Origin of the sequence: Nonomuraea sp. NPDC005650, assembly GCF_040605375.1 — a bacterium.
In the GTDB taxonomy this organism is placed as follows: domain Bacteria; phylum Actinomycetota; class Actinomycetes; order Streptosporangiales; family Streptosporangiaceae; genus Nonomuraea.
In genome coordinates this window covers 97,925-110,808 of sequence record NZ_JBEXCR010000035.1, presented here as the reverse complement: position 1 = coordinate 110,808, position 12,884 = coordinate 97,925, and the positions used below count along the sequence as shown (strand labels likewise).

Genomic DNA, 12,884 nt, shown 5'->3' with positions numbered 1-12,884 from the left:
AGGGACCCGGGGGCGCGTCCCGGGTCCCTCAGGGCGAGGTCAGTTCGTCTTGCCGAGCTTGGCGACCAGGTCGTTGACCTCGGTGGCAACCTGCGTGCCGCCACTGTCGTACCAACGCTTGATCTCGCCCTTGAGCTGCTCCTCGTCGATCTCGCCGGACAGGAACTTGATCCTGGCGTCCGGGATGATCGTGTCGATCTGCGCGCCCCTGGCGACCTTGGTGGGCGAGACCACCGGCAGCGCCGGGTTGAAGACGGCCGTCTTGAGGTCCTCGTCCATCAGCTGCTTCTGGAGCTTGAGCATCTCCTTGTACGGCTCCCCGGACGGCGTACGCACATAGGCGAGACCTCCGAAGTCGTTCGTGCCCTTGGTGCTGAGCTGGATGAACGCGTTGTCCACGTCCTTCTGGACGATCTCGACCTTGGGGTCCGTCTCGTTGATCAGCGACGCGGTCTCACCCTCGGGCTTGAAGTTGCGGCCCTCGATGCCGTTCTGCAGCAGGACCTGGCCCTCCTTGGTGGCCAGCTTGTCCAGGGTCTTCAGCACGTTGTCGAGGTCCTGCTCGGTCCGCACGCTCTGCTTGGAGATGGCCAGGACGTCGGCGTAGCCGGTGAACGGGTAGGAGAACTTCTGGCCGTCGGGGCGCTTGAGGTTGCCGACCATGGCGACCTTGGAGCCGTAGAACGCGGGATCGTCCTTCTCGTCCCTGAACTTGTCGAGCAGCGCCCTCGACCGGATGTTCACGTCGATGATGATGCCGCCCTTGCCGAGGTAGAACGGGTCGTTCCACTTGGCCGAGTCGAGCGTCGCGAAGTCCGGGTTGACCAGGCCCTCGCTGACCATCTTCTTGAGGAACTTGTTGGCCTCGAGGAACTCGGGGGTGTCGAAGCCGGGGACGAGCTTGCCGTTGCGCTCACCCCACTCGTTCGGGGCGCCGAACCAGGTCTCCAGCACGTCGTACGGGCTGGCGCTGGCGTAGTTGCCTGGCCACTTCGGGATGATCAGGCCGTAGGTGTCCTTCTTGCCGTTGCCGTCGGGGTCCTTCTCGGTGAACGCCTTGGCGATGTCGTAGAGGTCGTCGACGGACTCGGGCAGCTTCAGGCCGAGCTTGTCCAGCCAGTCCTTGCGGATCACGACCGCCGAGCGCAGGGACGGCCGCATGCGGTAGAGGCCGTAGATCTTGCCGTTGATGGAGGAGTTCAGCGCGCTGCGCGGGTCCGCCGGCTTGAGGTTCGGGTACTTGTCCAGCTTGTCGGTCAGATCCCAGAAAGCACCGGCCTCCGCCGCCTTGACGAAGCCCGGCAGGTGCGGGTCCACGACCATGACCTGCGGGAGGTTGGACGAGGCGAACGTGACGTTGAGTTTGTCGGTGTACTCGGCGTTGGGAACCCAGTTGACCTTGAGCTTCTTGCCGAGGAACTTCTCGACCGCCTGTTGCATCTCGCCGTTCGGGTCGGGTGCGGTGCCGAACAGCTTGGCCATCACGGTGATCGTGTTGGGGTCGGTCTGAGCCGCGTCACCGCCGCCCGAGCATGCCGAGGCGGTGAGTGCAGCCGTGAGCGTTAACACACCGGCAAGAAGCCGACGACGACGGGATGCGCTCATGAGTTCCCTTTCGAATGCAGGCGCGCCTCGTTCTCCTCGAAGAAGCGCTGGCAGAGCCACGTGTTGAGATAGATCCACGCGCCGAAGCTGATCACCGGCGCGAGGATGGGCGCCGCCGAGGTCGCGTAGGCGATGGCTGAGAGCGCTAGCAGCAACAGCACGGACGAGGCCGGACGCAGGAGCGCTAGCTGCGCCGCCTTGGGCCAGTAGGCCCGTAGCGGCAGGTCATAGTGCGTGTACAACGGCCCCACGTACGCCCCCACACCCGCAAGTGCGATGAGCGCCACGAAGGTCGCGATCCGCAACGCTCCCATGCTGGGCCCGAGAGCGGAGAGGTAGAGATAGTTGCCGACCAGGACGGTGGCCAGCGCCGCCACCGGCAGGACCAGCAGCGAGGCCCGGACGAACTCCCGTCGGTAGACGGTCCAGAATTCGGCCCAGGCATGAAACGATTCATTGCGAACCCGCCGCCGAGCCAGCGTGTACGCGGCGACGGTGGCGGGCCCCAGCCCGCCGATCACGCCTCCAGCGAGCGTGAAGACGATCCACATCAGGTTCAGCTGGACCGCCCAGACCAGCTCTGAGCAGGCAGCTTGAATCCTGATAGACATGGCGGGATGGTTCATCCGGCACCACCTCTCGTGGCATGTGCACGGATACGGGGGTGGGGTTGTTGCACCGCGATTCCTGCCCCGTTACAAGCCAGTGAACGGCGGTTGGTGCGAAATTAGTGTTGAATCGACTCAAAGTCAATGACGAGACACCCGGAGATTTGCGTACTCTCCGATCAGCGGCGCCATCTGCCGAAACCCGATCTTGCCTCCGGCCAGGGCGGGACCGCCGATCGAGCCGTCGTCCGCCCAGCGGAACGAGACCAAATCGTTGACCGAGAACGTGATCGTCCCGGCCTCGATCTCGAGGCGCATCGCGTACGGGCCCTCGGCGTCCAGCACCGCGGGGAGCGGGTCGGGGCCCTGGGCGACCAGGTGGAAGCCGTGGCTCTTGCGCAGGTTGCAGGTGTGCAGGGCGCGCTCCGAGGCCCACATGCGGCGGAAATAGGAGACGTGGTAGGCGTCGATGTCGCCGTGGTGATACTGGTCATAGGGGCCGGTGCGCGTGGCCAGGCCCGGGTCGAACAGGTCCTCGCCGTTCTTGCCGCGGGCATGGAAGAACATGATGGCCAGGCCGGGCTCCCGTACGGGCCAGAAGTCCCATTCGATCCGCACGTCGGCGGGGAACTCCTCGGGACACCACAGGACCACGTTGGCCGCCTGGCCGTCCGAGGGCGGTCTGAGGCTCTCCAGGCGCAGGCGTCCCTGGGGGAACGAGGTGGCGCCGTCCCCCTCCAGACGGAAGCCTGCCAGGTCATCGGGGGTGGCCAGGGGGTTTCTGTAGAGCTCGGTCAAGGGGGCTCCTTCCGGTTGTCACAGCCCGCCGCAGGGCACGCCGGGCACGCGGAGTGTGACGCCCATGCGGCGCGCAGCCCCGATGAATCGGTTCACGGGGCTCCGGCGCGGGGGAATGAAGGTCAGGCGCTGCGGTCCAGCGCGCTCGACTCCCGGACGACCAGGTCCGGCTGGAAGATGACCTGCCGGTGACGATGCTGCTCCGGCTCGGCGACCTCCTCGAGCAGCAGGTCGATCGCCGTACGTCCGAGCAGCTCACGCGGCTGCCGGATCGACGACAGCGGCACCGCGGCCGCCGCGGCGAAGTCGATGTCGTCGTACCCGATGATGGCCAGGTCCTCGGGCACGCGTAGTCCGTGCGTGGCCATCGCCTGTAAGAAGCCCAGCGCCATCATGTCGTTCGCGCAGAACGCCGCCGTCGGCCGCTCGTCGGCGGGCAGCGCCGCGATGCGCTCCCCGACGGCCCGGCCCTCGGCGACGGTCAGCGTGGGAGAGATGGAGGTGAGCAGCTCGGCCGCGCCGTCGGCCGCGGCGACGGCGCTGCTGATGCCCGCGTGCCGGTCGGCCACCTGTCTTATGGACGTCGGTCCCCCGACGAACAGGATCCGCCGATGCCCCCGCTCGATCAGGTGGGCGCCGGCGATCTGCCCGCCGAGCCGGTCGTCGACCGCCACCGAGCACTGCAGGCCGGTCGCGGGGCTGTCGACCAGCACCACGGGCGTGCCCCGGGCGGCAAGGTCCTCCAGCCAGGGGCTCTCCATCTCCACGGGGGTGATCAGTATGCCCATGACCCGCTGCTGTTCGAGCTGGTCGAGGTGGCGGCGCTCGCGGCCGGGGTCGCCGGCGCTGTTGCAGAGCACCACCATCGAATCATGGCCGTCGGCCACCGACTCGGCGCCCTGGGCCACGTCCACGAAGAACGGGTTGGACACGTCGAGCACGACGAGGCCGACCGTACGGCTACGGCCCACCCGCAGGTGGCGGGCCACCTCATTACGGACGAAGCCCAGTTTCTTGATCGCTTCGAAGACGCGTTCGCGTGTGGCGGGGGACACGATCTCCGGGCGGTTGAGCACATTGCTCACCGTGCCCACCGAGACGCGCGCCAGCTGCGCGACCTCCTTGATGTTCCTGGTCGCCATCGATCCTCACGAGGCCATGCTGCTTGAACTGCATAATCCGCTACTTGGCAGTGGTCCGCCGGACGCGGCCCACCGAAGGTGCACAAACCGCAGCCTGCGGCGGCCCGCCGTGACGCGGCCCACCGTAGCTGCGCACTACCGCTGCCTGCGGCGATCCGCTGGACGCGGTACGCCGTGGGCGCGGAGACAGATGAACCGCCGATGGCGGTCACCGTGAACTTCTCGCATCATAGCGGCATTCAAGATTCTTTTGAATCGTCTCAAACTCTCAAACCGGTCACGGGGCCACGTGAGCGGACGGCGTGGCCGCGCCGGTCTTCATCCCGTCGAGCATCAGGTGCAGGTATCGGACCGGCCTGGACGCCACCGGCTCGGGCAGCCGGCCGGGGTGGCAGGCGAAGACGTTCAACAGGTGGATCAGGTCGTCCACGCCGACGTCCGTGCGCATCGAGCCCTCGGCCTGCGCCCGGCGTACGAGGGCGTCGAACCGCTCCACCCACCTCGCCCGCGCCCGCGCGAACTCCTCCCGGCCCATGATCACCTCATCGGGCAGCACGGCCAGCGCGGTGGCCAGCGCGGCACGGCCCGGCTCGGCCGCCCAGGTGACGAAGTCCCAGATCGCGCTCCAGGCGTCGGGGGCGCTCGACGCGGCGCGGTCGAGCGCGTCCGCCATGGCGTGCACGTAGTGGTCGCCGACGGCCGCGATCAGCGCGTTGCGGTCGGGGAAGCGCCGGTAGAGCGTGCCGACCCCGACACCGGCGCGCCTGGCGACGGCCTCCATGGGCGCGCCCACGCCGCGCTCGGCCATGATCTCGGCCGCCGCCTCGACGATCTTGTCCAGGTTCCGCCTGGCGTCTGCGCGCACGTACGACCCCCAAGTGGACGATCCGATTCCGCTTAGTGTAGCGTCCGGGCAACCGGAATCTCATCGTCCGCTTAGGGAGGCCAAACGATGATCGTGGTAACCGGGGCCACCGGCTCCATCGGCCGGGCGCTCGTCGAGCGCCTGCGCGGTCACGACGTCCTCGCCGTCGTCCGCAGGCCCGTCGACGACCTGGGCTGCGCCCACGCCCTCGCCGACTTCGACGAACCCGGGACGATCGGCGCACTGCTGTCGCCCGGCGACCGGCTGTTCCTGAACAGCTCGCTCTGGCCCGGCTTCGCCGACGCCCACCGCGCCGTGATCGACCTGGCCGCCCGCGCGGGCGTGGCCCAGGTGGTGACGGTGTCCGTACGGGGCGCCGCGCCGGGCGCGAAGCTGGGCGGCGGGATGCACGGCGAGGTCGACGCCCACCTCAGGAGGTCGGGCCTGCCCTGGTCGATCCTGCAACCGACCGGCTTCATGCAGAACCTGCCGCGCGAGGTGTGCGACGGGCGCTTCTACGGCTCGTACGGGCCCGAGCCGGTCAACTACATCGACACGAGGGACATCGCGGAAGTGGCCGCCGCCCTCCTCACCCGCCCGGTCGGGCCGGACGCCGACCACGTGCTCACGGGCCCGGAGTCGCTGTCGCACGACCAGATCGCCGAGGAGATCAGCGCGGTCCTCGGCCGCCCGGTCCGCTACGTGGACCTGCCCGTTCCCGAGATGGCCGCCCACCTCGAACGCCGGGGCGTCCCTCAGCCGCTGGCCGGCGACCTGGCCGAGCTGATGGCCTCGACCGGGGACGGCCGCTGGTCCTCGACCACGACGACGGTCGAGGACCTGACGGGCCACCGGCCCCGCCCCCTGTCCACCTTCCTCACCGACCACAAACCCGCCTTCACCCCCTGACCACGCCCACGCCACCATCTCCCGTGATCGCAGCGCCAGCCCGATGGCGCACAGCGGGGCTGAGGGCACCGGGCGGCGGGCTCGGGCGCGATACAGGGCGTGGGTCAGGGGCACGGGTCAGAGTGGGTCGATGATCCTGATGCGGGTCGCGCGGAACGACGCCGGCGTGTCCCGCAGCACCGCCAGCCGAGGGTCCGGCACCACCACGAACGGCTCAGTCTCCAGCGCCAGCAGCGGCGCCAGCCGGCGATCACCCCGCAGAGCGTCCACGGCCCGGCGATCCCCGCCCAGCACCACCCCGTCCAACTCCCCCAGGTACGGCGTCAGCACCCGCACCGCCGTCTCCACCGCGTCGTCGAACGCCTGGGCCGCCTGGTTGCTCCGCCGCCTGGCGAAGCGCTGCTGCGACCACCCGCCCGCCGCCGTACGCCCCTGCACCAGCCGCGACCCCACCTTGGACGCCACCAGCGAAGACCCGGAGAAGACCCCCGCCGCATAGCCCCCGAGCCGCACCAGGAACACCCCCACCTGCCGCGCCGCCTGGGCGTGGGCGACGAGCCGGGTGACGTGCGGCGGCCCCGGCGGCGTCATGGGCGGAAACGGCACGTGCATTTCGGCCAGGGCCCCGTCGTCGGCGAGCAGCCGCACCACCCGCTCGTCACCGGACGCCGTGAAGGGCCCGTGACGCCCCGCGAACCCGTCGATCCACGGATGCAGCCGCTCCGGCGGCACCGACACCCACCGGCCGCCACCCCTCGCCGGACGCGCACTCATGCCGGAAGGCTAGCCGAATGAGATTCCCCGCAGCCAAGCCGCCGCTCCCCGGATAGAAAACGAAATGTCGGTAAATTTTGCTGCCTGGGCCTTCAGCCACGCCCGTGACTCCACCACCATCTGAACGTGTCCTCCCTGCTCACCAGCCCCATAGTGGATCTCGACACCGGGGCAGTAATCGCCCACCCGGCCGTCGTCGACTCCGCGGGCACGCTCAAAGCGGCCCCCTGCCGATGGTGCTGGAGCTGCCTGTCAGGGTCGTCCTGGCGGGCGCGGGCGCCCTGGCGCCCCTGCACGAGGCGCTCCGAAGGTCGGGCAGGCATCCCCGTGAGGCGATCGTGCTGCTCACTGGACCGTGCCAGGAACAGGACCGGCCGGTGCTCAAGGTCGGGCTCGACAGCCTGCGCACGATCGGCTACCTCCTCGGCTTCTCCGACGTCGGGACCAGTGGCGCGGCCCTGGGGCTGATCGCGGACGCGAGCCCGTACCTGCTGGCCCTCGACCCCGAGACGGTCTCCCGCGTCCCGGGCGACCATCGCGCGACCGCGGTGGTGCGGTCGGTGGTGACGCTGGCCCGCGGCATCGGCGCCCACGTGCTGGCCCCGGGCGTCGAGCGCGAGCCGCAGGTCGCGGTGGCCCGCGGCCTCGGCGTGCGGCTGGCCCACGGCCCGCTGCTCGCGCCCGGCCCCGACGGCAAGGTACGGGTGCCGCTCCCCGTCACCGACGAGCCGGTCTCCGTCATGCTCGGCCCGCGCGTCCAGGAGCTGCTGATCCCGGCGGTGACGCTGCCCGCGGAGGCCAAGGCGGAGGACGCGGTGGCGGCGTTCGGGCAGGAGCCGACGATCACCAGCGTGATCCTGGTGGACGAATTCCAGCGGCCCAAGGGCAGTCTCGACCGCAGCCGGTTCCTGCTGTCGTTCGCGGCCCGCTACGGGCACGCGCTGCACGGTTCGAAGCCGGCGCAGCGGCTGGCCGACCCGCCCCGTACGGTGCCGCGGACCACCCCGGCGATCGCGGCCATGCAGGCGGCGGGCCGGGACTCGGCCCGCGTCTACGACGATCTGGTGGTCACAGACGAGATGAACCGCTGCCTCGGCATCGTCCGCGTCTCCGACCTCATCAGGCAGGTCGCCGCGATCAGGTGAGGGAGCGCCGCCACGGAGTGGACAAAGACTCGCGTGGGTTCCTGGGCGCGGGCGCGTGGCCGGGATAGGAAGTAGCCATGCGGATGGACAGGAGAACCCTGCTAGGGGCGGGGATGCTGGCGGGGCTGGCGAGCGCGTGCACGACCGGTACGCCCGCGGTGAAGCCGAAGTTCGACCCCGGTGACTGGGCGTCCGTGCGGGCCCAGTTCGCGCTGGACGCGGCCTTCGGGCAGTTCGCGGCGTTCGTGCTGGCGCCCGCCCCGGCCCAGGTCCGGGCGGAGATCGCGAAGCACCGCGACGCCCTGGACGCCGACCCCGAGTACACGCCGCCCGGCGCCCAGTCGCCCGACCAGACGGTACGCGAGGCGGCGGCCCGCTACCTGGGCGCCAGGGCGGAGGAGATCGCGCTGACCGACAGCACCACCATGGGCCTCGCGCTGCTCTACTCGGGCCTCCGGCTGCGCCCCGGCCAGGACGTGCTGACCACCGAGCACGACTTCCTCGCCACCCATGAGGGGCTGCGGCTGCTGGCCGAGCGCACGGGCGCGAAGGTGCGCAAGGTCAGGCTGTACGACGACCCGGCCCGCGCCGACGCCGGCCGGATGGTGGCGGCGGTCAAGGCCGGCCTCGGCCCGCGTACCAGGGTGGTCGCGATCACCTGGGTGCATTCGAGCACCGGCGTGCGCGTGCCCGTCCGCGCCATCGCCGACATGCTCGCCGAGGCGAACAAGGGCCGCGCCGAGCACGACCGGGCGCTGCTGTGCGTGGACGGCGTGCACGGGTTCGGCGCGATGGCCGACGGCCCCGGCGACCTGGGCTGCGACTTCCTGGCCAGCGGCACGCACAAGTGGCTGTTCGGGCCGCGCGGCACCGGCGTCGTGTGGGGCAGGGCCTGGGACGCGCTCTCCCCGATCATCGCCAGCTTCAGCGGGGCGTCGTTCCAGGCGTGGCAGGGCGGCGGCTCGCCGGGGGCGAGCACGGCGGAGCTGGTCACGCCGGGCGGCTTCAAGGCGTTCGAGCACCGGTGGGCGATGCCGCAGGCGTTCGCCTTCATGACGGCGATCGGCAAGGACCGGGTCCAGCGGCGCACGCAGGAGCTGGCCACCCGCCTCAAGGACGGGCTGGCCGCGGTCCCGCGCGTCACGCTGGCCACGCCGCGGGCGTCCGAGCTGTCGGCGGGCCTCGTGTGCTGCTCGATCGAGGGGATGACGCCGATGGAGGCCGTCGAGCGGCTGCACGCGAGCAAGGTGGTCGCGAGCGTGACGCCGTACGATCCGCCGCTGCTGCGGTTCGGCACCAGCATCGTGACCACCCCCGAGCAGGTGGACCAGGCGGTCAAGGCGGTGGCCGGGCTCGCCTGACTAGAGCCAGCCCTGGGTCTTGGCGCGCTGCACCGCCTCGATGCGGTTGCGGGCGTGCGTCTTCTGGATGGCCGAGGACAGGTAGTTGCGCACGGTCCCCTCCGACAGGTGCAGCTTGCCGGCGATGTCGCCGATCGTGGAGCCGTCCACCGCCGCCTCCAGCACGTCCCGCTCCCGCGCCGAGAGCGGGTTCGGCCCGGCGCTGAGGGCCGCCGCCGCGAGCCCGGGGTCGATCACCCGCTCCCCCGCGTGCACTCGCCGGATGGCCGCCGCCAGCTCCCTGGCCGGGCTGTCCTTGACCAGGAACGCCGAGGCCCCCGCCTCCATCGCGGTGCGCAGGTAACCGGGCCGCCCGAACGTGGTCAGGATCATCACCCGGCACCCGGGCACCTGCCGGGTGATCCTCGCGCAGGCCGCGAGCCCGTCCATGCCGGGCATCTCGATGTCCAGCAGCGCGATGTCGGGCCGGACCTCGACGGCGACCGCGAGCGCCTCCTCCCCGTCGGCGGCCTCGCCTACCACCTCGATGTCGGGCTCCAGGCCCAGCAGGGACGCCAGCGCGCCGCGAACCATGCCCTGGTCCTCCGCCAGCATCACGCGGATCACGCGCACGCCTCCGTCCCGGCCGGCACCAGCACCCGCAGCCGGTGCCCGCCGCCCGCCGCGGGGCCCGCCTCGACCGTGCCGCCCGCGCCGGCCGCCCGCTCGTTGAGCCCGCGCAGCCCGCTGCCCATCTCGTACGGCCCCTCGCCGCCCGTTCCGTTGTCCATGATCTCCAGGGTGGCGTGTCCGCCGTCGAACGTCACCTTGATCTCGCACCGGGTGGCCCGCGCGTGGCGCACGACGTTGGTGGTGCCCTCGCGTACGGACCAGCCGAACAGCCCGTCGAGCATCCCGGGCAGCGGCGTGCCCGAGATCCGCACCTCGGCCGCCACGCCCGCCGCCCGTAACACGGCCCTGGCGTTGTCGAGCTCCTCGGGCAGGCTGCGCTGGCGGTAGCCGGTGACGGCCTCGCGCACCTCCAGCAGGGCCTTCCTGGCGACGGTCTCGATGTCGGCGATCTCCTTGTGCACGTGCGGCGAGTCCTCGGACAGCCGCCCGGCCAGCTCGCTCTTGAGCACGATCAGGGACAGGCTGTGCCCGAGCAGGTCGTGCAGGTCGCGGGCGATGCGCAGCCGCTCCTCCGTGGCCGCCAGCCGGGCCACCTCGTCCTGGGCCAGGCGCAGCTTGACGGTCAGCGCCCTGGTGTTGCGCACGCTGATGAACAGCACGCCGAGCGTCACCACCTGCAGGCCCAGCACGATGATCGTGTCGGCGTCGTCGTGGTTGACCAGGCCGGCGCCGATGACCACGACCAGCTGGGTGAGCACGGCCGCGACGGCCCACGCGGGCGGCAGCGTGAACCCGTACAGCACGACGGTGTAGACCGGTAGGCTCAGCCAGGCGCCGCCGAAGACGGTGGCGCCCACCACGCCGAGCACGCTGGTCACCGCGAGCAGCGGATAGGTCAGGCGGCTGTGGTCGAACATGCCCTTGTTGATCAGCACCGTCGCGAGGAAGGACGCGACGAACGTGAGGAGCAGCACCGCCGCCCACACCGCCCGGAGCCCCGTCAGGGTGCCGCCCACGATGTCGGTGACGGGGAAGACCAGGTAGACCAGGCCCACGGAGATGCCGAGGAGCCGCCGCCTGCGCGACGGCTTGCCATCCGCGTCCCCGAAGGTGATCTTCTCGGCGAAGCTCATGAGAATTCCCTGAAGGTGGAAACGCCGCGCGCCACCCAGCGTTCCGCTACAGTACGTGACGCGGCGATAACCAAGCCGTCACCCATCCGATTCTCGATCCCCTCGCCGCCGGGCTGGCGGAGAGGTGAAACGCCTGTGGAGCTGGTGTAAGACCTCAAGGGGGGGGTCCTTCTCTCCGGCGGGCAGCCGGCTGTGAAGCAGGAAGATCCGACCCGCGAGGGCCGGGATCCCCCGGCTTCGGCTGTGGGAGGATGTCAAGCCCGTACGGTAGCCCGATGGTAAAGGTAGGCGGCCGCGCTCCCCAGCGCGACCGCCCATCCGGCCACCACCAGGACGTCCGTCAGGGGCAGGCCGTGGCCGGCGACGAGGCTCTGGCCCAGCCTGGCGTAGTGGAAGGACGGGGTGATGTCCGCGACCGTGCGCAGGGTGTCGCCGAGCACCTCGGGCGGGAACCACAGCCCGCCGGCGATCGCCAGCGCGAACATGCAGATCATCGCGGCCGGCTGGGCGGCGTCGGCCGAGAGCACGGACCCGATGGCCAGGCCCAGCGCGACGAACGGCAGCACGCCGAGCCAGAGCGCGAGCAGCAGCTCCGCCCACATGCCGAGCGACAGCGACACGTGCTGCTGCACCACCGCAGCCAGGCTCACCAACACCAGCGAGGGGAGCACGAGGAGCATCGTGGCGGCCAGCTTGGTCACGATGATCGCCCAGTTCGGCAGCGGGGTGATCTGGAGCTGGCGCAGCCAGCCGGACTGCCGCTCGGTGGCCCACGGGACGGCCGAGCTCATCATGGACGAGGCCAGCGCCCCGTAGGCGGCCATCGACACCATCAGGATGACGCTGTACTTCACGCCGCCCGCGTCGGTCTGGTTGCCGTAGATGTTGGCGTTGATGAGGTACAGCAAGACGGGGAAGGCGACCACGAAGATCAGGTAGCGCCGGTTGCGCAGCATCCTCATGGCCTCGGTCTTGGCGTAGTAGAGCATCAGGACTCCCGGGTGAGGGCGAGGAAGGCGGCTTCGAGGTCGGCGCTGGAGAGCTTCAGCTCGCGCACGTCGAGGGTGGTGTCCCGGTAGAGCGCGGCGAGGGTGGCGTCGGTGTCGGAGGTGTGCAGGGTGACGACGCCGCGGGCGACCTCGACGGCGGTCACCCCGGGCAGCCGGTCGAGCCCGGCCGCGGGCTGCTCGCGCAGGGCGAAGCTGACGGTGTGGCCGCCGGCCCCGGCCTTGATCTCGGCGGCGGTGCCGTCGGCGGCCAGCCGGCCCCTGGCGATGACGATCACCCGGTCGGAGTGCTCGTCGGCCTCCTCCAGGTAGTGGGTGGCGAACAGCACGGTCCTGCCGCCGGAGGCGTAGTCGTGCATGCTGTCCCAGAACCGCAGCCTCGATTCCACGTCCATGGCCGCGGTCGGCTCGTCGAGCAGCAGGATCTTGGGCGCCCCCGCGACGGCCAGGGCGAACCTGACGCGCTGCGACTGGCCGCCGGACAGCTTGTTCGCCCGCCGGCCCGCGAGCTCGGACAGGTCGGCCAGCTTGAGGATCTCGTCCAGGGCGAGCGGGTTCGGGTAGAGGCGGCGTACGAGGTCGATGAGCTCCTTGACCGACAGTTCGGGGATGAGCGCGCCGTTCTGGAGCATGGCGCCCATCTCGCCGGCCCTGACGGCCTCGTCGGGGGTGCGGCCGTGCACGGTCACGGTGCCCGCGCTGGGCTTGAGCAGGCCGAGCAGCAGGTTGATGGAGGTGGATTTGCCGGCGCCGTTGGGGCCGAGCAGGGCCACGGTCTTGCCGGGCTCGATGTCGAGAGAGAGATCGTCGACGGCAAGCACGTCCCCGTAGCGCTTGCTGACCTGGTCGAACACGATGGCGTTCATGGGAAGAACGCTATGGCCGGGCGCTTCTGGCGGTTAGTGCGTTCCCTCCGGCGTTGGCC

At 70.6% G+C, this 12,884-nt stretch carries 13 protein-coding genes; 3 read left to right on the top strand and 10 right to left on the bottom strand.

Annotated elements, in window-relative coordinates; translation table 11 throughout:
• Positions 1–39 precede the first annotated feature (39 nt).
• The 5 genes from ABZS69_RS45965 to ABZS69_RS45945 form a co-directional block, all read right to left on the bottom strand.
• Positions 40–1,482 (bottom strand): extracellular solute-binding protein, encoded by a 1,443-nt coding sequence (locus ABZS69_RS45965; protein WP_355384511.1) that lies wholly within the window; start codon positions 1,480–1,482, stop codon positions 40–42.
• A 119-nt stretch (positions 1,483–1,601) separates the two neighbouring features.
• Positions 1,602–2,231 carry a DUF624 domain-containing protein gene (locus tag ABZS69_RS45960; RefSeq protein ID WP_355384508.1) on the bottom strand — a complete coding sequence of 210 codons (630 nt, stop codon included), beginning with the start codon at positions 2,229–2,231 and terminating at the stop codon, positions 1,602–1,604.
• A gap of 123 nt (positions 2,232–2,354) precedes the next feature.
• The gene (locus ABZS69_RS45955) at positions 2,355–3,011 is read right to left on the bottom strand and encodes a DUF1961 family protein (RefSeq protein ID WP_355384505.1); all 657 of its coding nucleotides are present in this window, start codon (positions 3,009–3,011) and stop codon (positions 2,355–2,357) included.
• 122 nt (positions 3,012–3,133) lie between these two features.
• Positions 3,134–4,153, bottom strand: a complete 1,020-nt coding sequence (locus ABZS69_RS45950; RefSeq protein ID WP_355384502.1) for a LacI family DNA-binding transcriptional regulator — start codon at positions 4,151–4,153, stop codon at positions 3,134–3,136.
• Between the two features lie 277 nt (positions 4,154–4,430).
• On the bottom strand, positions 4,431–5,018 hold the full coding sequence (locus ABZS69_RS45945; RefSeq protein WP_355384499.1) for a helix-turn-helix domain-containing protein: 588 nt from the start codon (positions 5,016–5,018) through the stop codon (positions 4,431–4,433).
• An 87-nt stretch (positions 5,019–5,105) separates the two neighbouring features.
• Here ABZS69_RS45945 and ABZS69_RS45940 point away from each other — a divergent pair, with 87 nt between their 5' ends.
• Positions 5,106–5,927, top strand: coding sequence for an NAD(P)H-binding protein (locus ABZS69_RS45940; RefSeq protein ID WP_355384496.1), 822 nt, complete (start codon positions 5,106–5,108; stop codon positions 5,925–5,927).
• A gap of 117 nt (positions 5,928–6,044) precedes the next feature.
• On the opposite strand, the gene ABZS69_RS45935 is transcribed toward ABZS69_RS45940, so the two are convergent.
• The gene (locus ABZS69_RS45935) at positions 6,045–6,701 is read right to left on the bottom strand and encodes an acVLRF1 family peptidyl-tRNA hydrolase (protein WP_355384493.1); all 657 of its coding nucleotides are present in this window, start codon (positions 6,699–6,701) and stop codon (positions 6,045–6,047) included.
• 233 nt (positions 6,702–6,934) lie between these two features.
• Between ABZS69_RS45935 and ABZS69_RS45930 the strand changes: the two genes are divergently transcribed.
• Positions 6,935–7,846 carry an EAL domain-containing protein gene (locus tag ABZS69_RS45930; RefSeq protein WP_355384490.1) on the top strand — a complete coding sequence of 304 codons (912 nt, stop codon included), beginning with the start codon at positions 6,935–6,937 and terminating at the stop codon, positions 7,844–7,846.
• A gap of 83 nt (positions 7,847–7,929) precedes the next feature.
• Entirely contained in the window at positions 7,930–9,207 is a 1,278-nt protein-coding gene (locus tag ABZS69_RS45925) for an aminotransferase class V-fold PLP-dependent enzyme (RefSeq protein WP_355384487.1), read from the top strand.
• On the opposite strand, the gene ABZS69_RS45920 is transcribed toward ABZS69_RS45925, so the two are convergent.
• The 4 genes from ABZS69_RS45920 to ABZS69_RS45905 form a co-directional block, all read right to left on the bottom strand.
• Positions 9,208–9,813 carry a response regulator transcription factor gene (locus tag ABZS69_RS45920; protein WP_355384484.1) on the bottom strand — a complete coding sequence of 202 codons (606 nt, stop codon included), beginning with the start codon at positions 9,811–9,813 and terminating at the stop codon, positions 9,208–9,210.
• Entirely contained in the window at positions 9,810–10,952 is a 1,143-nt protein-coding gene (locus tag ABZS69_RS45915) for a sensor histidine kinase (RefSeq protein ID WP_355384481.1), read from the bottom strand. Before ABZS69_RS45915 ends, ABZS69_RS45920 begins: the two co-directional genes overlap by 4 nt.
• 254 nt (positions 10,953–11,206) lie before the next feature.
• Positions 11,207–11,941: an ABC transporter permease gene (locus ABZS69_RS45910; protein WP_355384478.1), complete on the bottom strand. Its 735-nt coding sequence runs from the start codon at positions 11,939–11,941 to the stop codon at positions 11,207–11,209.
• Positions 11,941–12,825, bottom strand: a complete 885-nt coding sequence (locus ABZS69_RS45905) for an ABC transporter ATP-binding protein (protein WP_355384475.1) — start codon at positions 12,823–12,825, stop codon at positions 11,941–11,943. The genes ABZS69_RS45910 and ABZS69_RS45905 overlap by 1 nt, the downstream gene beginning before the upstream one ends.
• Positions 12,826–12,884: the final 59 nt, after the last annotated feature.

What these genes read in the sequence shown, in the direction of transcription:
- ABZS69_RS45950 (WP_355384502.1), bottom strand. Translation starts at nt 4,153, where the DNA reads ATGGCGACCAGGAACATCAAGGAGGTCGCGCAGCTGGCGCGCGTCTCG.
- ABZS69_RS45960 (WP_355384508.1), bottom strand. Translation starts at nt 2,231, where the DNA reads ATGAACCATCCCGCCATGTCTATCAGGATTCAAGCTGCCTGCTCAGAG.
- ABZS69_RS45905 (WP_355384475.1), bottom strand. Translation starts at nt 12,825, where the DNA reads ATGAACGCCATCGTGTTCGACCAGGTCAGCAAGCGCTACGGGGACGTG.
- ABZS69_RS45915 (WP_355384481.1), bottom strand. Translation starts at nt 10,952, where the DNA reads ATGAGCTTCGCCGAGAAGATCACCTTCGGGGACGCGGATGGCAAGCCG.
- ABZS69_RS45925 (WP_355384487.1), top strand. Translation starts at nt 7,930, where the DNA reads ATGGACAGGAGAACCCTGCTAGGGGCGGGGATGCTGGCGGGGCTGGCG.
- ABZS69_RS45930 (WP_355384490.1), top strand. Translation starts at nt 6,935, where the DNA reads ATGGTGCTGGAGCTGCCTGTCAGGGTCGTCCTGGCGGGCGCGGGCGCC.
- ABZS69_RS45965 (WP_355384511.1), bottom strand. Translation starts at nt 1,482, where the DNA reads ATGGCCAAGCTGTTCGGCACCGCACCCGACCCGAACGGCGAGATGCAA.
- ABZS69_RS45935 (WP_355384493.1), bottom strand. Translation starts at nt 6,701, where the DNA reads ATGAGTGCGCGTCCGGCGAGGGGTGGCGGCCGGTGGGTGTCGGTGCCG.
- ABZS69_RS45940 (WP_355384496.1), top strand. Translation starts at nt 5,106, where the DNA reads ATGATCGTGGTAACCGGGGCCACCGGCTCCATCGGCCGGGCGCTCGTC.
- ABZS69_RS45910 (WP_355384478.1), bottom strand. Translation starts at nt 11,941, where the DNA reads ATGCTCTACTACGCCAAGACCGAGGCCATGAGGATGCTGCGCAACCGG.